Source organism: Nostoc mirabile CHAB5784 (genome assembly GCF_020829645.1).
Classification (GTDB): domain Bacteria; phylum Cyanobacteriota; class Cyanobacteriia; order Cyanobacteriales; family Nostocaceae; genus Nostoc; species Nostoc mirabile.
The window spans coordinates 14,690-38,128 of sequence record NZ_JAIVFS010000056.1 but is presented as its reverse complement, the minus strand read 5'-3'; the positions used below and the strand labels follow the sequence as shown (position 1 = coordinate 38,128).

The window sequence follows — 23,439 nt, the reverse complement described above, 5'->3', positions numbered from 1 at the left end:
GACACAGTTGCAGAGCTAGTTAATGAAGGCACGGATACTGTCTATTTTTCTGGCGCTGGCAAATGGATAAATCCTGCCAACGTGGAAAACTTAGTTTTGTTTGGTAGTGCCACTGATGGTGGCGGCAACAACCTCGACAACACTATTAGTGGTAACAACTTAGACAATCAGCTATTTGGTAATGCAGGAAACGATAACCTTAACGGCTACGGAGGCAATGACAGTCTTGACGGTGGTATTGGCAGCAACTCCATGACTGGTGGTACAGGTAATGATAGTTTTATCTTCAATAGCAAAACAGAAGGAATTGACATCATAACAGACTTCTCAGTGATTGATGATATTATTTATGTTTCTGCTGCTGGTTTCGGCGGTGGACTGACTGTCGGGGCTGCGATAACGGCGGCAGAGTTCCGACTAGGTGCCGTAGCGGGTGATGCAAGCGATCGCTTCATTTACAATAGCAATACTGGTGCTTTTTTCTTTGATGTAGATGGTACAGGTGCGACTGGGCAATCGCAGGTAGCTCAACTTTCTACTAACCTTCCCCTGAACAACAATGACATTTTCGTCATTGCTTAGAGAAAGCACGAATTATGGTTGTGTTGCAATTGCGGAACTCCTACATCTGGTATTTATCTATTTTTTTTGCAACATAACCATCTTGGCAGGTAACTGCTAAAACGGTATAGTTAGAAGTTTTATCAAAGCCTCTATAAGGAGAGTAGTAATGATTGATAAATTACCTACTAAAGAAAAGTTCCAGCTTATTGGTGAAATAACAACTTTAATGATGAATTCATCAATTCATAAACATTTTAGAATATGTGACATTACTAACATTATTATTCCAGCTTTACGCCTTAATCAATTTAGAATATATCGAAGTGATAATACACCAGTTGGTTTTGTTTCTTGGGCTTATTTCAGTGACGAAATAGAAAAAAAATATACCGATGGTTCAATGTTATTAAAACTCGAAGACTGGACATCTGGCGATAATTTATTTTTCATAGATTTTATTGCGCCTTTTGGACATGCTAAAAAAATCACTCAAGATTTGAAAAATAATATTTTTCCCAATAGAGAAATGGCTAAGGCGTTAAGATTTAAACAAGTTGGCAAGTTGCAAAAAGTAGCTAGTTATTATGGGAAGAATGTTTTAAGAACACAAACATTGTTGGATAATCAAGAAACAATTTCGGTCTTGCCGGAATGGCACTAATAAAAGCGGAAACACTTGTGTTTTAAGCAGTTTGCAATTGCTTTTGTAATTAATTCATGCCGGGGTTTGGTCCTGACGGGGTAAATTTTTGGACGAGTTTACGGACTCGTGCTTCACTTCTGGCAGGGCGCGAGGGAACAGCCTTGTGAGCAATAACTGTAAAGTCCGATAAATTCGCTGATGTTTTGTTGTTTGATCAGCTAAAAATTCGGGAATAAAGTTATTTAAATGATGTTCAGTACCTTGTAATATCAGGTGATGGCGTAGCCCAGAGCAGGCATCACACTTTTGATCTCAATGTCTGAGCCGTCCCCCCTTCAAAAGGCTACGGTGTACACACAAGTCTTGTCGCAGCCATATCTTTATTAATAAATCTTGCACTGCGTTTCTATCCCGCCTCGGAATGAATTCCGAGTCTCATAGCTGAAGTCCACTTAAGTGGACTAAATTGATTATTCAGTCCACTTAAGTGGACTTCAGCTATTACTATTAGCCCTGAACTTTAGTTCTGGGCGGGATGTCGGTAAGTGTAGACAGTTTAACTCTGACAAAAATGTGGGTAAAAGAGTTGAAACGTATGTGGACAGCACTTGTGTGTACACCGTAGCTTCAAAAGGGGGGACTACAGGGGGGTTAAAACGATCTCAAATTCTCACGAATAATTTAGGACTGCTATATAAGCAACAGATACCTCGAAGTCGTGTTGAAGTACTTAAAAGTCGTGTTGAGGTACTTCAAAGTCGTTTTGAGGTACTTCAAAGTCGTTTTGAGGTACTTCAAAGTCGTTTTGAGGTACTTCAAAGTCGTTTTGAGGTACTTCAAAGTCGTGTTGAAGTACTTCAAAGTCGTGTTGAGGTACTTCAAAGTCGTTTTGAGGTACTTCAAAGTCGTTTTGAGGTACTTCAAAGTCGTGTTGAAGTACTTCAAAGTCGTTTTGAGGTACTTCAAACTTTGTCGCACCGCGATCAAGTACACAGGTGCGACGCCGAATAGCCCGCCCTAGGCATCGCTTTCATAAATCTCCACAAACAAAGTGATGTCTACGACGGGCTACGCCTACACTTGACTTTTAAAACAGTCGCTACCAACCTACATTGATAGATTTTATTATAAGTAATCACCCGAACTTGATATAACGCAGCGTTTACCCCACAAGAGATTTGTTGACAAACAATACTTATCGACTTTAAACTATGGACTCTTGACTAGAATTTTCAGCATCTAAAATTTCTCTTCTGGTATATTTCCAGCCTCTCTGCCAAGCAAGGCACAACTGACGGAAACGATCGCCCCGCACCTCAAAATTCGGGTACTGGTCGAAACTCGCACAAGCTGGAGATAGCAACACTACATGCGCTTCATATTCCTTAGCTAATTCTGCCGCTCTAGGAACTGCCCTTTCCATAGTTTCCACAATATGGTATGAATAATACCTTACCTCTTGGAGACGTTGGGCAAATGTGGGTGCAGCAGAGCCAATCAATAACACAGCAGCAGCTTTGGTTTGAATTTGTGCTAGCCAGCCAGTATCATCACCTGCTTTAGCTTCTCCACCAGCAATTAAAATCGCTGGACTGTTAACGGATGCTAAACCAACTTCGGCAGCATCGTAGTTAGTAGCTTTGCTATCGTTAATGAAATCAATACCTTCCCAAGTGCAGATATGCTCCAAACGATGAGCAACACCGGGGAATTCAACAATAGCACGTGCGATCGCATCACGATTAATTCCCGCTAACCGTGCCGTTGCTACTGCCATCAAGAGATTTTGTTGGTTATGTTCTCCCACCATCCGCAAAGTAGAGACTTTCACAATCGGTTCTGGTGCAGAGGTTGCAGTCAATTTTTCCACAACCCAGTCGTCCTCGATGTAAAAGCCTTTTTCGCTAATCAGGAAATCTTTTCCTCTCACACTTGTCCAATAGGCATCAGGCCAAGCACTTAAACCTTGCTGCCTCAAGTAGGCATCATCGCCATTAAATACTTGCAACTCGGACTGACGCAACAGCTTTGCTTTGATATTGTAATAGTTCTCTAAAGTTTTATGGCGACTAAGATGATCCGGTGTGAAAGTCGTCCAAACACCGATACGTGGTGCAAGAGAAATCGAAGACTCTATTTGATAGCTGCTAATTTCCGCAATCACCCAATCGAGTGAAGAGTTAGGAGTTAGAGACGCGATTAATCGCGTCTGTACAGGAGTTAAAAGTGAGGAATTATCAAATGCTCCCCCTGCTCCCTGCTCCCTACTCCCTGCCCCTCTCCCCTTCCAAGATGGGGCAACATCACAAGCGGCGTAGCCAATATTACCGCAGGCGGGTGCATTTAAGCCTGCTGCGTGGAAAATGGCAGCAATTAAAGCTGTAGTAGTAGTTTTGCCGTTAGTACCAGTAATTCCTACCCAAGGTAGCGATTGCAAATTTCGCCAAGCGAGTTCCATTTCCCCAATGGTTTCAATACCTAATTGGCGTGCCTTAATTAATACGGGAATATCCCAAGGTACGCCAGGACTAACGACTATTAATTGGGGTAAATTAGCACCATTCAATTCTAGGGATTGGCCTAGTTTTACGGTTATTTGCTCGGCAGCGAGTTCTTGTTGTTGTTGTAGGAGGGTTTCGGAGGTGTTGCTATCACTTAGCTCTACCTCCCAACCTTCCCGTTTCAACAATCTCGCCGCAGCAACACCGGACTTTCCCAATCCAATTACAGTAGCTCTGGACATAGATTGCAGCAGAGTGTCCCTGGTTAAGCACTCCCTATAGTAGCGTCTATTGGCAAAAATTACACAACTTTTTGTTGACCTACGCTACAGATTTTTGACGATCGCACCAAAGTCAGCTAAAACACGGGCATGATTGCGAACTAATCCAAGTAAGTGCAATCGATTACGTTTAACTTCTGGATCGGAGTCCATAACTAATACGCTATCTGGGCCATCAAAGAAATTACTAACTGTAGGAGCAATTTTTGCTAGTGCTGCTACTAACAATTGATAATTTCGTGTCTGTTGTGCTGCCCAGGTAAGCGGTACTGATTCGATTAAGGCATTATACAAAGCTGTCTCAGATAGCTTTTGGAATAGTTCTTGACGGACTACAGTTGTCGGTTCTAGCTGTTTTGTATCCAAATCACCTTGAGCGGCTAATCGTGTGGAACGGTTAACAGTTTCGTAGATGTTATCTAAGGTACTGTCGTTGCGGATTTGTTGTAAGTATAAGGCGCGATCGCGTACATCCAATAAATCTTTTAACGCCCGTTCTGTGTATTCTGGGTCATTTTCTCCCAAAACTGCATTTACCAAGTCGTAGTCAATCTTTTCTTCTTGTAGTAAAGTGCGGATGCGTTGTAAGAAAAACTCTTGTAACGCTGCGGTTAATAATGCCTGATCTTTGTGATATTTCGCTGCAAAATCTGTGGCTATTTGCGCCAATAAATCATCTAAATTTATCGGCAAATTATAAAACCAAGTAATTTTAACTACAGCATTAGCAGCACGGCGCAAGGCAAAGGGATCAGACGAGCCAGAGGGAATTAAACCTAAACCAAAGATACTTACTAAAGTATCTAATCTATCTGCCAAACCGACGATTTGACCTGTGAGGGTTTCGGGAAAATTATTACCTGCTCCCGTTGGCAAATAATGTTGATAAATTGCCTTTGCTACTTCGGCATCTTCACCACTGGCTAAGGCATATTTTTCTCCCATAATGCCTTGCAATTCGGGGAATTCATACACCATTTGAGTAACCAAATCTGCTTTACATAATAAAGCAGCACGTTGGATTTTTTGGTTTTGATTTTCCGCTAATTCTAATTGGGTGCTTATTTGCTCGGCAATTTTGACTACTCTATCTACCTTGGTACGCACCGAACCCAATTCTTCTTGGAAAGTGACTTTTTCTAATTGTGGTAAAAAGCTATCTATTGGCTTAGTTAAATCAGCTTCGTAGAAGAATCTGCCATCAGCTAGTCTGGCACGAATTACCCTTTCATTCCCAACAGCAACAATATCTGATTTATTAGGATCAGCGTTAGAAATGGTGATAAAATTCGGCAATAATTCTTTTTCAGAACTATCTGGTTTGAATACAGGGAAATAACGCTGATGAGTAACCATTACTTCAGTAATTACCTCAGTTGGTAATTCCAAAAATTCTGGTTCAAATTTACCGACAACTGTAGAAGGATATTCTACAAGATTGGTTACTTCCTCTAACAAATCGGGGTAAATTACCGTATATCCGCCTAAATTCTCTGCTACTGCCTTTACTTGCTCTTTGATAATATTTGCCCGTTCTTCTGGGTCAACGGTGACATAGGCAGACTTGAGGGCGGTAAGATAATCAGTAGCTTGGGCAATTGTCACAGGTTCAGGATGTAAGACCCGATGACCTTGAGAAACGCGATCGCTCTGAATCGTTTTAGAACCATTCACTAATTCTAGAGGTAGCACCGTATCATCTAACAAAGCTACCAGCCAGCGAATTGGTCGGGAAAACCTCGCATCTCCATTTCCCCAACGCATCAACCGCTTACCTTCTAAACCCCAAATCCACTGGGGAATAAGTTCTGTCAAAATTTCCGCCACAAGACGACCGGGAATTCTTTTTTGCACAAAGACAAATTCCCCTTTGTCAGTGGGGCGAAGGAACAGCGCGTCCATTTCCATGCCTTGCTTTTTGGCAAAGCCGATAGCAGCAGCAGTAGGCTGACCATCTTTAAAGGCGGCTTGAGCGGGGGGCCCTTTAATTTCTTCTTCTCGGTCTGCTTGCTGGGATGGTAGACCTTTAATCACTACCGCCAGACGCCGGGGAGTACCGTACACCTGGACACTTTCGCCCTTGAGGCTGTTTGCTTCCAGGCTTTGGGGAATGCGCTCCTGCCATTGCACTAAAGCATCACTGAGAAAACTTGCAGGTAGTTCTTCTGTACCAACTTCTAATAGAAACGCAGGCATATAACACTGTTTTCAACTTTGCGTAGCTCAACTTTATCAGTTATTCTCAGGCGATCGCTCGTGATTTTTAGGTAACTAGTACTGCAAGGCGGAAGTCAAAAGTCAATCTTGAGCCACTGCGCCCTTACGATGCCGACTTGTTCAGCAACTGACTCTTAAAAGTCACGCATAATTGTATTCCGAGCTTCTTGTGCCATTTCAATTAACCAGACAACAAGTTGCTGAAGCGACTTGTTGAAATTAGGCAAACTCCCGTCACATTTTACTAGAGTTTGGATGTTTTGCGTAAATTTTTAACTTAGATAAACTTGGCATTTTATGCAAAACTTCACAAAAAAAGTGTTTAACTTCATTAATTCATTACATTTGCTACTGTATTTTTATGCGGTATTTACGTATATATATTTCTATCGTAAGCTTAGTTTTGTTTAATGCATTGATATTTGCATTATTTCAACAAATTTTGGAGTTATGATCATGAAAAACATTTTCAGCAAAATCGCCGCGATCGCAGCAACCAGTGCTGCTTTTAGTGTTGTTGCTGCTGCTAACAACCCAGCAAATGCTATTGAGTTGAACTTTAACTGGCAAGGTGATGCTGGTTATTCAGCAATAGGTTCATTTAGCTACGACGAAACTACAGCACCTACAATCATTTCAGAAAGTGGTAGTGGAGCAACCAACTTTTTACAGTCCTTGAATGTCTCCTTCTTAGACCCATCTAATAATCCTCTGGGAACTTATAACACCGTTACTGGTGGAGTGTCACAATCTGATTTCTTTGCTTTCAACTTTGATACTTCCACTCAGACATTGTTTGGCCCCTTTGATATAGCAGGAGGAACGGGTGTAATTGGAGAATATTTCTTCCAGGGAACGGTTGGCGACTCTTTGTTCTTACGTCAGGATATCGATCAGCAGTCATTATTTAGAACATTAGATCAAAATTCTGGTTCTATTCAGGTATCGAAAGTCCCTGAACCTGCTTCTCTGTTGGGTTTACTGGCATTTACTGGGTTGGGTGTAGCTTCAACTTTGAAGAAAAAGCAAGCCTCTTGCTAGAAATTAGGACTTTCTAGTTCAAAGGCAATACCGTCTCATCTAACAAAGTTAACAGCCAGCGAATTGCTCAGAAAAACCTCCCATCCCGATTATTCCTACAGACTTAACAAGAACAGCCCCAAGTCTTGTAGCATTGGCTACGGTGTACACACAAGTCTTCTAACATTGCTTTATCAACTTTTGATCCTCCCAATTTATCGGGGAGCCACTGCGGTCTTGGGGTCTCCCCAAGTGAAGCAAGTGGCGTGGATTTAGGGGAATCTATAACGATTTTTTGTACAGAGATGTGTGTACACCTTAGCCTTTTAGGAGAGAGGAATGGAAGTTAGGTGAGAGTATTGCATACATAGACGCAAAGCGATGAGGGGGTCGCAGTCTTCTCCCAACGGGAGACGCTAAAAGCGATAGCGTAGCGTTAGCGAGTCCGCGAGCGTCTGGCGGTTCCCGTCGTTAGCGCAGCGTAAAGCCTTCTCTTCTTAGGCTGCGCCAACGGCATGGCAACGCTATGAGCGAGTCTTCTCCCAAGGGGAGACGCCTTAGCGCAACGAGCGTCTTGCGATCGCTACGCGTTAGCGACGTTAGGAGCGTCACCCCCGAACCCGATAGCGTAGCGTTAGCGACAAAGGAGCGTCAGGGCTTCCCGCAGGGTAGGAGCGTAGACGCAAAGCGGCTTGTCGTAAGGCATCGCTATAAACTCGGTATTTTATAGCAAACTTCACAAAAAAGTGTTTATCTTCATTGATTCATTATATCTACTACCGTAGTTTTATGCGGTATTTACGTACAGATATTTCTATCGTAAGCTTAGTTTTGTTTGATGCACTGATATCTGCATCATTTTAATCATTTTTGGAGTTATGATCATGAAAAACATTTTCAGCAAAATCGCCGCGATCGCAGCAACCAGTGCTGCTTTTAGTGTTGTTGCTGCTGCTAACAACCCAGCAAATGCTATTGAGTTGAACTTTAACTGGCAAGGTGATGCTGGTTATTCAGCAATAGGTTCATTTAGCTACGACGAAACTACAGCACCTACAATTATTTCAGAAAGTGGTAGTGGAGCAACCAACTTTTTAGAATCCTTGAATGTTTCCTTCTTAGACCCATCTAATAATCCTCTGGGAACTTATAACACCGTTACTGGTGGAGTGTCACAATCTGATTTCTTTGCTTTCAACTTTGATACTTCCACTCAGACATTGTTTGGCCCCCTTAATGTAGGAGGAGGAACGGGTGTAATTGGAGAATACTTCTTTTCTGGAACGGTTGGCGACTCTTTGCGATTACGTCAGGATGTAGATCAACAGGGAACGTCAATAACACTAGATCAGAATTCTGGTTCTATTCAGGTATCCAAAGTCCCTGAACCTGCTTCTATGCTGGGTTTGCTAGCATTTGCTGCCTTAGGTGTAGGTTCATCTTTGAAGAAAAAGCAAGCCTCTTGCTAGAAATTAGGGCTTTCTAGTGAAAGCTTGCCAAATTTACTGAATCTCTATTCTAGCCCTACTAGTTCACTGAACTGGTACGGCTATCATTCAACCTCATTGGTTCGTCATCAACAAAAATCGGCGGGAATCCCATACCTTCAAGAGGGGTGTCCGGGATAAGCGCCCGCCGATCTAATCATTAGTCATTGGCACTAATAACTAGTGACTAATGACTTCGATTTCCCCACGACTTAAAGTTGTGCAATAAGTGAACACTATGTGCCAGTTTAAAGGGCGTAATGCGGGTTATATGCACGAGCTTGAATATGATGGTAGAATCCCCAAAGTATAAATTTAGGCATTAGTTCAGAAACAACCAGATCAAATATTGTCATGATCACCAGAAACTAAAAACTATGTCTAGGAGAGGATGTTTTAAAAGGGTATTTTACTCTCATCGTGAACACAGTGAAGCATTTTAGCACATAACTGAAAGCTGATGTTTTCGTTGTTGTTGATCTTAGTCAGAACCAGAAAATTATAGCTTCTGGAACTTTTAAAACGACCTCTAAAAACCTAAGCTGTTTACACAAGGTGATATTTTAATTTTTAAGTGATTTATGCAGTACCAAAATCCTCTTTTAAAAACCACTAAAAAATTCATCAGCAATGTTTAACACAATGTTAATGAAGTAAATTTATAAATTCAAATAAGTAATAAAAGTAGCAGCCCATACTGACTATTAAAGGAATAAATCCGATTATATCCGGCTGTCTTCACAAAATTCATAAATAGCTCATGCACATTCTGATTTATTCCTACAACTATCATCCAGAGCCGATTGGTATTGCTCCGTTGATGACTGAATTAGCAGAAGGACTAGTAAAACGAGGTCACCAAGTGCGCGTGATTACGGGAATGCCGAACTATCCTCAGCGCAAAATTTACGATGAGTATCGGGGTAAGTGGTACGTTACTGAACAAACAAATGGCGTCACCATCCAACGAAGTTACCTGCGAATTAAGTCTAAACCTAATCTCCTAGATCGGCTGTTGCTGGAGTTGAGCTTTGTTTTCACGAGCTTACCCCAAGCCTTTAAAGGCAGACGCCCCGATGTGATTATATTAACAGTTCCGCCTCTTTTTGGTACTTTACCAGTAACAATATTTGGTTGGTTATACAACTGCCCAGTAGTTCTAAATGTGCAAGATATTCTACCAGACGCTGCGGTACGTATCGGACTATTGAAGAACAAGTGGATGATCCGAACTCTTGCAGCCCTAGAAAAATTTGCATATCGATCTGCACACACTATTAGTGTCATTGCCGATGGGTTTCGTGAGAATTTAGTGAATAAGGGAGTACCTGTTAATAAAATCGTTTGTATTCCCAATTGGGTAGATGTAAATTTTATCCACCCTTTACCAAAACAGAATAACTCCTGGATATCTAGCCATCAACTTGATGGAAAATTTGTAGTACTTTATTCGGGCAACATTGCTCTAACGCAAGGTTTAGAAACAGTAATAGAAGCAGCAGTTTGTTTGCGTCATATCAAGGAGATTGTCTTTGTTATCGTTGGCGAATCAATAGCATTGCAAAGGTTGCAGGAATATTGTCTTTTAAATGGAGCAGATAATGTTTTGCTGCTACCGTTGCAGCCACGAGAAAAACTACCCGAAATGCTAGCAGCATCTGATGTTGGGTTGATTGTGCAAAAGCGCAATGTGATTTCGTTTAATATGCCTTCAAAAATACCACTGCTATTGGCAAGTGGTCGCCCGATTGTGGGTTCAGTTCCCGCTACTGGTACTGCTGCAAAAGCAATCAAACTCAGTGGTGGTGGGATAATTGTTGAGCCAGAATCACCCGATGCAATGGCTGCTGCGGTGCATGATTTATATGCTAATCCTACTCTAGGGGCGAGGCTAGGTAACGCAGGAAGACAGTTTGCCGAAGAAAACTATTCCTTGGAGCAAGCACTTAATCGGTATGAAGGGCTGCTTTCTCATATTGTTGCTAACCGAAAATCAACTTTAGGTAACTTGCCGAAATTAAATTCCAAGAAATCAGTTGTGGATGGTTGATATGGCTCGATACTGGGGATTTTTTACAAAAATGGGATGCTTTCTTAATTAGCGAACATTAAGCGATTGGGAGGACAAAACCGTAATTAGGAAAAATTAAATCACCCATTCGGGTGAGTTGAAAATCAACCGATCGGGTGACCTAAGTGTAGGAAGTTGAGACTGCTAAAAAATAGGACTCTAGAGAATACTGGTTTATTGCGCGTCGTTATTGATGAGGATAACTCGATGAAACTTGCAAGGTTACTTAATAAAGCTGAGTTAGGGACTTCCAAGAAATAAATTATCTAAATAAACGAACCACTCCAGACACAGAGAAGCCAGTGCGTTGGGCGGGCAATGCCCGACTTGAAGCAACTGGCGCGACACAGAGAGAGGAGAAATAGAGAGAGTTTTGGAACATTTTTTTATTTGGAAGTCCCTTAACAGCGTTGGCGTACTCCTAGGTCGAAGCAAGCTAGCAAGAGCGTGTCGCAGACAAGCCTCTCCAAGAGTTGGCATTGCTCCATACTTTTCTCTTCCCTAAGATCAGTATTCACTACTACTTAAGAGCGATAAACTCATCTGTAACTTATATTCATCTCATATTTTATGTGGTTATAATGCAAGCACTTGCAAACGCTCATGAAAAACTTAGCATCAAGGACGGCACAAACTCATGCACGCTTGATCAAGGCAGCAACTCAGGTGTTTGCAACAGCAGGTTTAACTGGAGCGACAACGCGAGAAATTGCTCGTGTTGCTGCGGTCAATGAGGTAACTTTATTTCGTCATTTCCAGACCAAAGAGCAACTACTAGCTGCTGTGATTACTGAAGCGATCGCTTTACAGGCAGAAGCTTTAGCCTATCACGACGACTGGACTCAAGACCTATACATTGACCTCAAGAATTATCCAAAGCTTTGCAACCAGATGATAGAGGAGCATGAAGACCTGATTGGGACATTTATTGGGGAAGCGAAGCGACATCCCCAAGCCGCCCGTCTAATCTTATACAAAACTGACAAATCGCTGCACGAACAGCTAGTTGTGTACTTGCAAAAGAATCAAGAGAAAGGCACCGTGTCCTCAGATATAGATTTGAAAGCATCTGTAGATAGTTTCACGGGTATGTTGCTTCACGGTATCTTGCGTTTTAGCGATATCCCCACCGCACTCTTTGTACAGTCGTGAATGCTAGGGGGAAACTTGTGTGAATTTATTTGTGCGCGGTATTAGCACTTTGCCGTTGCAGGAAGTAGGAGGTTCAGTTGATTCTTCTGCAACAAGATAAACTCTGTTTTCTCTTTCAGCTAAGGCACTGGGTTTATACTACCTAAAAAAAATTTTATAAATTACACTTTGAAAATGATTTGAGCTAAGTAATGTACAAAATAGCCATAATGTGCTGAACGATATTTATTTCAGGTGCTAGACAACGTTAGCGATCGCCCAAATACTTAAATATATATTTGTCACCAACATCACAACAATGCTTTTTTAGCGAAGAGTAGATTGCCCAAGTCTAAATCCACAAGACGAGAAACCGAATATGTCCCATTCTGAGTTCCCTGATTCTCCCCTACCTATTGAAACAGAACAGCCTGCTGTTAACGATTCTAGTCAAGAGTCGCAACCATTGCCAGAGCGATCGCCAAAGCCACCTCAAAAGCGGCGTTGGCCCCTGCTGTTGGGAATCATCCTATTAATTGCAGGTGTTGGTTTTGGTTGGCGCTGGTGGCAAACTAATAATGCTAGCAATGCACCACCGGGCGGGCCTGCTGCTGGTCAACCTATGGCAATTCCCGTCAAGCTAGCAACTGTGCAAACTGAAACTGTGCAGGAAAGCTCAGAGTTTATTGGCTCCTTAGAAGCTCCACGTTCGGCAATCATCAAGCCACAGGTTGAAGGACGAGTAACCCAGATTTTCATCCAAGAGGGTAACCGTGTTCAACAAGGGCAAGTTATTATTAGCCTGCAAAGTGATGATGTCCAAGCTCAATTATCACAAGCCAAAGGCGCACTAGAACAAGCCCAAGCACGTCTTGCTGAACTCCAAGCGGGTACGCGACAAGAAGAAGTTGCCCAAGCCAGAGCGCAGTTAGCCCAAGCCCAAGCTCGGTTTAGAGATGCCCAATCGGGATCGCAACCAGAAGAAATTGCTCAAGCTGAGGCTCAAATTCAGTCAGCTAAATCTGATGTGGAACTAGCACAGTCACGAGCCAAGCGATACGCACAATTGAGAAAAGAGGGTGCAGTTTCCCAAGATACTTTAGAAGGATATGTCAAAGAACAGCAAAGTGCTGAAGCTGCCCTTGTGGTAGCCCAGAAACGCCTAGATCAACTCCGCCAAAGCAGAAATTCTAGTATCAATGAACTAGCTGGTGCCCTGGAACAACAGAAACAAAACTTAAGGCAACTAGAAAATGGTTCCCGCCCAGAAGAAATTGCCCAAGCGCGATCGCAAGTAACTCAAGCAGCTGCCCAAGTCCAAGCAGCCCAAGTTCAAGTGCAATACACAAAAGTCCTTGCACCTTTCACTGGCATTGTTGGTGATATTCCAACAAAAGTGGGAGATTATGTGGAAAAAGCAGACCAGCTCACTACACTGACTAGAAACGACTCTTTAGAACTGAATATTTCCGTTCCCTTAGAAGAAGCCAAAAAGCTGCGCTTGGGATTACCAGTGCAAATGCTGAACGCCCAAGGCAAACCCACAGCAAGGGGTAAGGTGAATTTCATCTCTCCAAATGCCAGTTCAGATTCGCAAACAGTTTTGGTAAAAGCCAACTTTGGTAATTCTAGAAGTCAACTGATCAATCGCCAGTCAGTCCAAACCAAAGTGATTTGGAACCAACGTCCAGGAATTTTAATTCCAGTTACAGCAATATCTCGCTTGGGTGGGGAAACTTTTGTGTTTGTGGCTCAAGCACCAGCAGAAAACCCTAAAGCTGGAGCACCTAAACTAGTAGCTCAACAAAAACCTGTGAAATTGGGAGTTATTGAGGGGAATAATTATCAAGTTATCCAAGGACTAAAAGCTGGAGACAAAATTGTTGTTTCCGGTATTCTCAACCTAACTAATGGCGCTCCCATCACTCCTGCACCTGAACAAGTAGGTAGTCGGAAGCTTTAGCTGAAGACGGGAGATGAGGGAGCAGAAGGAGCAGGGGAAGCAGGGGGAGCAAATGTAAACTGAGGGCAGTTAAAGAGAGAGGAATACTGCCCTCTACCTCCTGTCTCCTGTCTTCTTCAGCCAACCGCAGAGGCGCAGAGGACACAGAGAAAAGAGAGACGAGAGAAGAGTGCTTTATTTCAGCAATCTTAGTCCACTGAGGGTAACTAACACTGTAGAACCTTCATGCCCAATCACGCCAATGGGTAAGTTAATATTTCCCAAAAAGTTGCCCACCAAAAGCAACATAATAAAACCCAATGCTACGAATATATTCTGTTTTACTATGGCTTGCGATCGCCTGCCCAAATGCATCGCTACAGCAATTTTTTCTAACCTGTCTGCCATCAGTACTATATCTGCGGTTTCCAATGCCACATCGCTACCAGATACTCCCATCGCTATACCTACAGATGCTTGCGCTAGGGCTGGTGCATCATTAATTCCATCGCCTACCATTGCAACTGTTTGATATTGTTGCTGTAAACGGCGGATAACATCAAGCTTATCTTCTGGTAAAAGTTGAGCATATACCCGATCAATTCCTACTGCTTTGGCGACACTATGAGCAGTTTCCTGATTATCCCCAGTTAACATGACAATTTGTTCAACTCCCAGTTTCTTTAACCGGGTAATGGTTGCGGCTGCTTGCGATCTTACTTCATCTGCGATCGCAATTACACCCATCACCTCGCCTCCCCTCTCGAAAAGCGGGGTGGGGTTCTTCGCTACCCAAACCACAGTTTTACCTTCTTGCTCTAAAGATTGAGCTATTTCTCGCAACTCTTTAGGTAAATTTGTCACATACTGCTGTAAAAAAACAGCATTCCCCACAATTACCTGTTGTTCTTGGGCGATTCCCACAATCCCCTGTCCAGGTATAGCTTGTACTTGAACTGCACCAATCCAATCCAAATCACCAGCCGCCTGCACAATTGCCTTACCGATGGGATGTTCTGAATAGGATTCTACACTAGCGGCGGCTTTTAATACATCTGTTTGAGTGTATTCACTAGCTGAAATTACCTGAAATACCTGCACCTGTCCTGTTGTTAGAGTACCAGTTTTATCAAATGCGATCGCTCGGACTTTGCCAATCTTCTCCAACTGCGCCCCATTCTTAAACAAAATCCCCTGTCTTGCACCATTGGCGATTCCTGAAAGCAGCGTGGGCATAATTGCAGCCATCAGCGCACAGGGAGAAGCCACCACAAGGAAAGTAAGCGCCCGATAAATCGTCGTTTCCCAATCCCAACCCCAGAGGAATGGCGGTAAAGTTGCTAGTAATATCCCGGCTACTACAATGACTTTGGCATATACTTTTTCAAAGCGATCAATAAACTCTTGCGAAGGAGGAGCTTGAGTCTTTGCTTGTTCTACCAAGCGAATCACACGTTGAATCAAACTGCTTTGGGCTGGTTTGTGTACCTTAATCTGCAATGCACCATAGCCGTTGAGTGTGCCAGCAAATACTTCTTCGCCCACTGTTTTCTCTACAGGTAAAGACTCGCCTGTAATTGCAGCTTGATTGAGGGTGCTGTAACCAGATACAATTATCCCATCGGTAGGAATTAGCTCTCCAGGTTTGACGACAATCTCATCACCGACTTTTAGCTGAGTGATAGGAATTTCCTCTTCCTTCCCCTGAAGCAAAACCCGTGCTGTATCTGGTGTCAAACTCATCAAACTCCTGATACTCCGCTCAGTTCGCTGCATGGCATAGCCTTCTAGTGCGCCACTGATGGCAAAGATGAGAATCAAAATTGCCCCATCAATAATTAGATGATATTCTCTTCGCCATAAGCCGAGACTAGCAGCACCAATCGCCGCCACAATCATCAGCAAATCTACATCGAGTTCTTTTTCTTTGAAGAGAGTAGTCAATCCTTCCCGCGCACTTTCGTAACCACCAATTACATAAGCAGCAGGTAGCAGCAGTAACGCCAATCCAAACCAACCGAGATGCAAGGCGAACCATCCGAGAAATAACAGTAAGCCACACAAAAGGGCTGCTACGGTATCTGCGTGTTCTCTGGTGAATTGGGTAAAACGCTGTGGGTAGAGCATGAAAAGTGAATTAACAAGGACTCTCTCACGCTAAACCTTGACATTGATGTTAATGTCAAGGTTTATAATGATTTTGAAACGCTCCAGGGGCGCTGAGGGAAGCGCAGAGGTACGCAAAGTTAAATCTTTATCTGTGTTCTTGAAGCATTTTTCAAAAGCGGGATGTGGGTAAATGGGACGATTTAACTGTTAGCTTTAAAATTGCACTAGGAGGAAAAAATCTATGCTAAAGCGAATTTATATTGATAACTTTCGCGGGTTGGTAAATTTCGAGATGAATTTTGACTCGATTAACCTGTTTCTTGGTGGTAATGGAGCAGGTAAATCAACAGTTTTTGAAGTTTTACGAAAAATTCAAATTTTTATAAGTGGTGGTGAAAACCTAGAAGAAATTTTTGAATCTACTGACTGTACTCGCTGGCAGACTTTACAAAATCAGCGTTTTGAGCTAGAAATTGCTGGAAATGGTGGTAATTATAAATATGAATTGGCTATTAAACATAATCAAGATAAGAGTCATGTTGAATATGAGCGTCTCTGGTTTAATAATCAAGTTTTGATAAAATTTGAGGAAGATGAAGTCCAAATTTTTCGAGAAGATACTTCTGAATTAGCAAAAATTCCATTCTCTTCAGCATTTTCAGTTTTGAGTTCTCTGGTATCGTTATTTTCAGTCGGTACTAATAGTACGAAGCTAGCTTGGTTTAGAAAACGAATGCAGCAAATCATTATTGTACAAATTATCCCCAGCCTTATGGGTGATGGCAGTATTAAGGAAGAAATAAGTCTAAATTCTAAAATGACAAATTTTGTTTCCTGGTATCGTTATATTTCACAAGATCAAGGAAAGGTTTTTGAACTTATGAAAATTCTACAAAATGTGTTAGAAGGTTTTGTAAGTTTTAAATTTGAACAGTTCGGCGAAAAATATATAACTCTAAAATTGCGATTTGCAACAGGTGAAAACAGAAAAAATATTATTGATTATCGTTTGAGTGAATTATCTGATGGACAAAAAGTGCTAATTGCCCTGTATACGCTTCTTTATTGTACTCAGTCTGAAGATTATACACTTTGCATTGATGAGCCAGAGAATTTTTTAGCTCTGCCGGAAATTCAACCTTGGCTAATTCAACTTTATGATTTCTGTATTGACGGAAAAATACAAGCTTTACTAATCTCCCAGCATCCTGTATTAATTAATTATCTTTTGGCTTCACCTATAGGTTATTGGTTTGAGCGTCAAAGTAATGCACCTGTACGAGTAAAACCAATTAGTAATCAAGAAGCTGAAAATTCAGGATTACCAATTTCAGAACTGATTGCACGGGGCTGGCTGTATGACCCAGAATAGAGTACAGATAGTAATTTTGTGTGAGGATCTACAACAGCAAGTTTTTGCATATCATTTTTTGAAGAAGCGAGGCTTTAATATAAATCCAAAAAACATCACAATTAGGACTTCTCCAAAAGGTAAAGGTGCAGGAGAGCAGTTTGTTATAAAGCATTATGCAGCAGAGGTTAAAGAATACCGGAGAAAAAACTATCGTTCAGGAATGCTAGTAGTGTTGATTGATGCAGATACTGCGACAGTAAAGGCAACACTGAAAGAATTAGATAATGCACTGATAGAAAATTCACAGGAACTTCGTCACCCTGATGAGAAAATAGCAATCTTCGTACCCAAAAGAAATATCGAAACTTGGATACATTATTTACAAACAGGAGAAGTTGTTGAAGAAGAAGGAGAAAAATCCAAATATCCAAAATTCCCTAAAAATGAGGCAATTTGTAAACCCGGTGTTGAACAATTAGCAAACCAGTGTTCTCAAGGGAGTTTAGATGAAAATGCACCGCCATCTCTCCAGGCGGCTTGTGGAGAATTACAAAGAATTCTGCCGTTGTTGGAATAAATAATGAACGCTAGTTGCTTAACTATTAAAGAACTCACCGATGCAGTAGGAGGCGGTTTAACTCCGCGCATGGTGCGCCATTACCATCAATTGGGACTGTTACCGCAACCAGTGCGATCGCCTAGCAATTACCGTCTCTATACCAAAAAAGATGTTCTGCGTTTGCAACGGATTGTAGCACTCAAGCAGCAAGGGTTTCAGCTAAACCATATCCGCAATATTTTGGAGGTGGAACCAGAAGCCGATACAACTGTTAACTTGATGGGACAACTCCAGCAGCAATATCGGGCGGTGATGCAACAAATTTCTCAACTGCGACAAACTGCATCAGCATTAGAAGGATTATTGGGGCGTGATCGCCATTGTCAAATTATGCAGGCGGAAGTTTTGGCACAACTCAAGTTACTTGATGTCGAAACTCAAGCTGGATTGGGGGGATTGGAAAATCTCTGGAGTGGCTTAGATGCCGAAATTCATACGCACTCAGAAGCTTTTTCAGAATCGCTACAACGCTTACTACCTGATTTGTCTCAGCGTTCGGAAATTGAACAACACTTAATTTCTCAGTTGGTTTTGGCTTGTGGCGATGTGAGTTTGGTATCCTTTGTCAAATTAAGTCGAGGTGCGATCGCAGCTAGTCGAGAAGCTTTATCTTCAAGTTGTCAAATTGTTGTCGATACCCAAACGGTTGCTGCTGCTTTAGATCAAACCCGATTACTTCACTTGGGATGCCACATTGAAACCTTGATTGATAATCCCCATATTACCACCGCCACAGAGGCAGAAGTTGCCTTTTGGGAGCATCGAGAATGGCGAGAAAAATTACAGCAAGTAAGTAAGGGTTGTGTGCTGGTGGTTGGCTATGCTCCCTCAGTACTTGTAGAGGTTTGTGAGGCGATTGCCAACCAGAAAATTCAGCCCGCATTAATAATTGGAATGCCCATTGGCTTTAGCCATGCTCCCGCAGCCAAGCGACAACTGATGCAACAAGAGATACCTTTTATTACAGTTGCAGGGACTTTGGGAGGTGGCGCTTTAGCTGCTACTGCCCTGAATGCCTTGGTGGAGTCATTGATTGATAAGCCAGATTGTCATTGTTATCTCAAAAATGCAGTAGATTCTGGTAAGTACTGAACAATTAGGACTCAGTACTCAGCACTACTGAAAATAATATTGTCAGGACTTACGCACAAGGAACGGAAAATCGAACCACAGAGGACGCAGAGAAGCCAGTGCGCCCTTGCGGTTAAGAGACTTGAAGCAACTGGCGCGACACGGAGGAATAAGAGTTTGAGAGGTTTTTTGCGTAAGTCCTAATTGTTAAATAATATTGAATTTGCTACACTTTACCAGTTTTAGTAATTCAATAATTCATAATTGTGGCCATAAGCTACCACCTTAGTATAAGTTGCAATCTAAATTAGAACATTTTATAGTAAACAGACTCTAGGGATTAGAGTATAAATTATCATGCTACACAAGCTAATGCGAAGTATAAATCAATATAAGTGCGTTGAAGGAACTTAGAAGTAAAGATAACTCAGATGTATAATTAGCGCGTCTCCTCCATAATCTTTAAAAAGATCGCGATTTAGGATTGGCAGGCTTTCTATTTTTTACTTTAATAAGGGGCTTATGTGGCAACAAGAAAAAAAAGATACTTCGATAATTAGACTGGTATTATGGCTTGCCTTAGCTACAACCCCTATGGCAGCAAATTTACTGGTGTTAGAACCCATGCTGGCACAATCTAAACCTGAAACTCCTTCTTTTACACTGCCGCAAACAGTGCAGAATGGGACGGCAGTAAGGATTGATGGTTCAAGTAGCTTGGCTGCAATCAACCAAAGCATGAAAGAAAATTTTGAAAAACAGTATCCCAGCGCAAAGCTTGAAGTTGCTGCCAACGGTACTGATACGGCACTGAAAGATTTGCTAGATGGCAAAATCGACATAGCAGGAATGGGGCGTGGGTTGACGCCAGCAGAAAAAGCCCAAGGATTAGAGCAACTTCTCTTGCACCGTGAGAAGATTGCGATCGTGGTTGGTGCAGATAATCCTTTTAAAGGAAACTTGACTAATAGGCAATTCGCCCGGATTTTCCGGGGACAAATTACAAATTGGTCACAACTGGGAGGGCCTTCAGGGAAGATTCGGTTAATTGATCACCCTAACACGAGTGAGACTCGCAATACTTTTCGGACTTATCCAGCCTTCAAGACTGCTAAATTTGCTACAGGGGCCAATGCTACCCAACTAACTGAAAATAATACCGCAGAAATCATCAAACAACTGGGCAAAGATGGCATTAGCTATGTGTTAGCTAATCAGGTGTCAAAATTGAACGGTGTGCGAGTTCTGGAATTAGATCAAGCCTTACCAGATGATGAAAAATATCCCTTCTCGCAACCTTTAGTTTACGTTTACAAAAAAAATCCAAGTTCAAGCATAGTAGAATTTATCGGCTTTATTGCAACCTCAGGAGAGAACGCTGTAAAACAAGGTACAACTGCAGAAGCAGAGGCGATCGCAACCAGCGTATTACAACCTGTCACGCCTTCCCCCGGTGTCCAAACGACATCTGCTGCTACGCCTTCCCCTAGTGCAACTAGTTCTGCATTTGCCGAACAGCCTTTTGTGGCTCCTGCTACGGCACAACCAGTTCCAATTGTCAATAGGGAAACACCATTTTGGTTGCTCCTACCTTTGTTTTTTGCTCCTGTAGCTGGAGCGTTCCTATGGTGGGTTCTGGGAAAACGCCCATTGCCTACTGAGACAGACAACTTACCAGAATCAGATCCTCGTCCACCCAGCACAGAAGATGGAGAAATGGCAGTACTCAATGCCAGCACATCTCCCTCTATTAACGAAGCGATGCACCAGGAGCAGCCAGTGCCGCAGTTCCAAGGGCAAGAAAGCCCTGATCGCACTCCTTTCAACATCTATGCTCAAACACAATCTGACCTGACCCAAAATGCTACTCAAGGGACATCAAATTTAGTCGGGGAGCGAACTAATGGCACCTCTAATTCCTATGAAGACACAACATCAGGCGTAGCTAATGGCTCAGAAAATAACAACTTGGGAGCGGCAGCTTTAACTAATGGTACGGCTTTATCAACGGGCATCGGGGCGGCTAGCTGGTCTGTCTTGACCAACAAAGAAACAGATGCAGATGCGATTGATGAGACAGTTAATCAAAGTGATTATACGGAGATGAACAATCCTGAGTCTGATTCTGATGAGATTGCCTGGGATTCTGATGAAATTGAATGGGACATAGAAGCCCCAGCAGCTGTAGTAAATACTTCATATCCTCACCTGCCTAATATTCCAGAAGAGGTATCTGATGTGGAACTGCCTTTATCTGAGGAGACAGCCCCACTACCAGAATTACCAGATGTGCTAGAAATAACATCTGATTTTGGATATTGGGACACAGAAATTAATCAAGATCAGATAGATGAACAACTTCAGGCAGAATTAAACTGGCTAGAGAGTATTACCTCAACTGAAGATACAGACTCAGTAGATGAATTAGCCTTACCAGAGTCTGGCGAAGTAGCAGCCGATGTGGAACCGTCAGCGTTACAAACATCCTCACTGGTCGATTTGCCAAAATTATTAGAAGAAGATGTATTTAATGTGGTAGCAGACGCAGCTGAACCCACTGTCAATTTGCCAGAGTCAGAATCTCAAGCAGAGCCTACTGTTGAGGAAGGTATTGCTGAAACTGACTCCACAGATTTAGTGGGTGCTGCGGCTTTAGCAGCAGGTGTAGGAATTGCAGGCTGGACTACCATTTCTGCATCAGATGCCCAAAGAGAAACTGATACTACGGTTGAAAATGTGCCGATGTCTACGACGGGCTATGCCTACACGGCCGAAACAGGTGTTGATTTGATAGATGCAGAAGAAGAGAGTAGTATCGTCCTCACACTACATACTTATACATCGGCTCATGTCAGTTGGGAGATATCCGAACTCAAGAAGGCAACGCTGCATCAACAGGGTGGCTCTCAATTGGTAGTGCGGCTTTACGATGTAACTGGGATTGACTTGAGTTATGAAAGTCCTCACCTGGTACAGGAGTACGAATGTGACGAGACAGCACACGATCGCCTGGTGGAAATTCCCCTCAGCGATCGCGATTACATAGCCGAAATTGGCTATGTCGCTTATGGCGAGTACTGGTTGTTCATCGCCCGTTCAGCAATTGTTCGTGTTTTCAGTCCAGTGCATCCAGATCCCATAATTAATGATGTGGCGATTGCGGATGAAACAGATATTAACTTGCCAGATGTAGAAGAAGAGAGCAGTATTTTGCTCACGCCATATACTTCTTCTATATCGGCTCATGTCTCTTGGGAGATTTCCGAAACCAAGAAAGCAGCGCTGCGCCAACAGGGTGGCTCTCAATTGGTAGTGCGGCTTTACGATACAACTGGGATTGACTTGAGTTATCAAAGTCCCCATCTGGTACAGCAGTATGAATGTGAAGAGACAGCACACGATCGCCTGGTGGAAATTCCCATCAGCGATCGCGATTATATAGCTGAAATTGGCTATATTGCTGATGGCGATGCCTACGGCGGTAAACTACGCTGGTTGTTCATCGCCCGTTCAGCGATCGTTCGTGTCTTCAGTCCAGTGTCTACAGATCCCACCGTTGAAGATTTAACGTTAACAAGCGAAACACTTATTGTTCCTACAGATTCCACCGTTGAAGATGTAGCGTTAACAAGCGAAACACTTATTGTTCCTACAAATTCCACCGTTGAAGATTTAACGTTAACAAGCGAAACACTTATTGGTTTAGTAGATGTAGAAGAAGAGAGCAGAGAAGAAGAGAGCAGTATTTTGCTCACACCCCGCACTCCCAAATGGGCTTATGTCTCTTGGCACATTTCCAAGGCTCAGAACGAAGCACTGCGACAACAGGGCGGTTCCCAATTGGTAGTGCGGCTGTATGATGTAACTGGGATTGACTTGAGTTATCAAAATCCCCAGCTTGTACAGCAGTATGAATGTGAAGAGGTAGCACGCGATCGCTTTGTGGCTATTCCCGTCAGCGATCGCGACTACATGGTTGAAATTGGTTATATTGCCGATGGCGATAGTTGGTTACTCATAGCCCGTTCACCTAATGTTCGGGTTTTCAATCGTTCCCACGAAGATTTTTGGTTTGTGACAGATGCTGAGTTAATTATTCACGGAGCAACCCAACCAAATACAAGCGTAAACATTGGTGGCCATTCCATCAAAATCAAACCCGATGGTACTTTCCACCTACGTCTTCCCTTTTCAGATGGTTTAATGGACTATCTCATAACGGTAGGTGCTGATGGGGAATCCACTAGAACTATCCATAAGAAGTTCTCCCAGGAAACTTCCGAAAGCTAGTACCGCAAGGCAAAAGTCAACATAATTCGTAATTGATAATGACGCTCGATGACTCGCTTTGCGCGTCGCTAACGTAATTCGTAGTTACAATCAGTAGGGGCTTGCACCCTCCACTGAATTGTTGCACCACCAAATCACA

The 23,439-nt window shown here is 42.6% G+C and carries 15 protein-coding genes; 12 read left to right on the top strand and 3 right to left on the bottom strand.

The window, feature by feature from the left end:
- The 3 genes from LC653_RS27865 to LC653_RS27855 form a co-directional block, all read left to right on the top strand.
- On the top strand, nt 1–582 hold a 582-nt coding region (locus LC653_RS27865), incomplete at its 5' end, for a calcium-binding protein (RefSeq protein WP_267923197.1).
- A gap of 148 nt (nt 583–730) precedes the next feature.
- Nucleotides 731–1,225, top strand: a complete 495-nt coding sequence (locus LC653_RS27860) for a toxin-activating lysine-acyltransferase (protein WP_229497908.1) — start codon at nt 731–733, stop codon at nt 1,223–1,225.
- 700 nt (nt 1,226–1,925) lie between these two features.
- The gene (locus LC653_RS27855; RefSeq protein WP_229497907.1) at nt 1,926–2,228 is read left to right on the top strand and encodes a hypothetical protein; all 303 of its coding nucleotides are present in this window, start codon (nt 1,926–1,928) and stop codon (nt 2,226–2,228) included.
- Nucleotides 2,229–2,411: 183 nt separating this feature from the next.
- On the opposite strand, the gene murD is transcribed toward LC653_RS27855, so the two are convergent.
- On the bottom strand, nt 2,412–3,950 hold the full coding sequence (gene murD, locus LC653_RS27850) for a UDP-N-acetylmuramoyl-L-alanine--D-glutamate ligase (protein ID WP_229497906.1): 1,539 nt from the start codon (nt 3,948–3,950) through the stop codon (nt 2,412–2,414).
- Nucleotides 3,951–4,034: 84 nt separating this feature from the next.
- Complete coding sequence (gene glyS, locus LC653_RS27845; RefSeq protein ID WP_229497905.1) at nt 4,035–6,185, bottom strand: glycine--tRNA ligase subunit beta; 2,151 nt, start codon at nt 6,183–6,185, stop codon at nt 4,035–4,037.
- A 477-nt stretch (nt 6,186–6,662) separates the two neighbouring features.
- Here glyS and LC653_RS27840 point away from each other — a divergent pair, with 477 nt between their 5' ends.
- The 5 genes from LC653_RS27840 (at nt 6,663) to LC653_RS27820 (ending at nt 13,878) form a co-directional block, all read left to right on the top strand.
- On the top strand, nt 6,663–7,247 hold the full coding sequence (locus LC653_RS27840) for a PEP-CTERM sorting domain-containing protein (RefSeq protein ID WP_229497904.1): 585 nt from the start codon (nt 6,663–6,665) through the stop codon (nt 7,245–7,247).
- A gap of 863 nt (nt 7,248–8,110) precedes the next feature.
- Nucleotides 8,111–8,695, top strand: a complete 585-nt coding sequence (locus LC653_RS27835; RefSeq protein ID WP_229497903.1) for a PEP-CTERM sorting domain-containing protein — start codon at nt 8,111–8,113, stop codon at nt 8,693–8,695.
- A gap of 778 nt (nt 8,696–9,473) precedes the next feature.
- On the top strand, nt 9,474–10,763 hold the full coding sequence (locus LC653_RS27830) for a glycosyltransferase family 4 protein (RefSeq protein ID WP_229497902.1): 1,290 nt from the start codon (nt 9,474–9,476) through the stop codon (nt 10,761–10,763).
- 624 nt (nt 10,764–11,387) lie between these two features.
- Nucleotides 11,388–11,936, top strand: coding sequence for a TetR/AcrR family transcriptional regulator (locus LC653_RS27825; RefSeq protein WP_229497901.1), 549 nt, complete (start codon nt 11,388–11,390; stop codon nt 11,934–11,936).
- A gap of 358 nt (nt 11,937–12,294) precedes the next feature.
- Nucleotides 12,295–13,878, top strand: a complete 1,584-nt coding sequence (locus tag LC653_RS27820) for an efflux RND transporter periplasmic adaptor subunit (RefSeq protein ID WP_229497900.1) — start codon at nt 12,295–12,297, stop codon at nt 13,876–13,878.
- A 174-nt stretch (nt 13,879–14,052) separates the two neighbouring features.
- On the opposite strand, the gene LC653_RS27815 is transcribed toward LC653_RS27820, so the two are convergent.
- On the bottom strand, nt 14,053–15,984 hold the full coding sequence (locus tag LC653_RS27815; RefSeq protein WP_229497899.1) for a heavy metal translocating P-type ATPase: 1,932 nt from the start codon (nt 15,982–15,984) through the stop codon (nt 14,053–14,055).
- Nucleotides 15,985–16,207: 223 nt separating this feature from the next.
- Here LC653_RS27815 and LC653_RS27810 point away from each other — a divergent pair, with 223 nt between their 5' ends.
- The 4 genes from LC653_RS27810 (at nt 16,208) to LC653_RS27795 (ending at nt 23,300) form a co-directional block, all read left to right on the top strand.
- Nucleotides 16,208–17,338, top strand: a complete 1,131-nt coding sequence (locus LC653_RS27810) for an AAA family ATPase (RefSeq protein WP_267923194.1) — start codon at nt 16,208–16,210, stop codon at nt 17,336–17,338.
- Complete coding sequence (locus LC653_RS27805) at nt 17,325–17,897, top strand: hypothetical protein (RefSeq protein ID WP_229497897.1); 573 nt, start codon at nt 17,325–17,327, stop codon at nt 17,895–17,897. Before LC653_RS27810 ends, LC653_RS27805 begins: the two co-directional genes overlap by 14 nt.
- A gap of 3 nt (nt 17,898–17,900) precedes the next feature.
- Complete coding sequence (locus LC653_RS27800; protein ID WP_229497896.1) at nt 17,901–19,031, top strand: precorrin-8X methylmutase; 1,131 nt, start codon at nt 17,901–17,903, stop codon at nt 19,029–19,031.
- Between the two features lie 501 nt (nt 19,032–19,532).
- A complete protein-coding gene (locus LC653_RS27795) occupies nt 19,533–23,300 on the top strand; it encodes a DUF4912 domain-containing protein (RefSeq protein WP_229497895.1) in 3,768 nt (1,255 codons plus the stop codon).
- The last annotated feature ends 139 nt before the right edge of the window (nt 23,301–23,439 follow it).

Coding starts and splice junctions, on each gene's coding strand:
- LC653_RS27860 (WP_229497908.1), top strand. CDS start 731: ATGATTGATAAATTACCTACTAAAGAAAAGTTCCAGCTTATTGGTGAA.
- murD (WP_229497906.1), bottom strand. CDS start 3,950: ATGTCCAGAGCTACTGTAATTGGATTGGGAAAGTCCGGTGTTGCTGCG.
- glyS (WP_229497905.1), bottom strand. CDS start 6,185: ATGCCTGCGTTTCTATTAGAAGTTGGTACAGAAGAACTACCTGCAAGT.
- LC653_RS27840 (WP_229497904.1), top strand. CDS start 6,663: ATGAAAAACATTTTCAGCAAAATCGCCGCGATCGCAGCAACCAGTGCT.
- LC653_RS27835 (WP_229497903.1), top strand. CDS start 8,111: ATGAAAAACATTTTCAGCAAAATCGCCGCGATCGCAGCAACCAGTGCT.
- LC653_RS27830 (WP_229497902.1), top strand. CDS start 9,474: ATGCACATTCTGATTTATTCCTACAACTATCATCCAGAGCCGATTGGT.
- LC653_RS27825 (WP_229497901.1), top strand. CDS start 11,388: ATGAAAAACTTAGCATCAAGGACGGCACAAACTCATGCACGCTTGATC.
- LC653_RS27820 (WP_229497900.1), top strand. CDS start 12,295: ATGTCCCATTCTGAGTTCCCTGATTCTCCCCTACCTATTGAAACAGAA.
- LC653_RS27815 (WP_229497899.1), bottom strand. CDS start 15,984: ATGCTCTACCCACAGCGTTTTACCCAATTCACCAGAGAACACGCAGAT.
- LC653_RS27810 (WP_267923194.1), top strand. CDS start 16,208: ATGCTAAAGCGAATTTATATTGATAACTTTCGCGGGTTGGTAAATTTC.
- LC653_RS27805 (WP_229497897.1), top strand. CDS start 17,325: ATGACCCAGAATAGAGTACAGATAGTAATTTTGTGTGAGGATCTACAA.
- LC653_RS27800 (WP_229497896.1), top strand. CDS start 17,901: ATGAACGCTAGTTGCTTAACTATTAAAGAACTCACCGATGCAGTAGGA.
- LC653_RS27795 (WP_229497895.1), top strand. CDS start 19,533: ATGTGGCAACAAGAAAAAAAAGATACTTCGATAATTAGACTGGTATTA.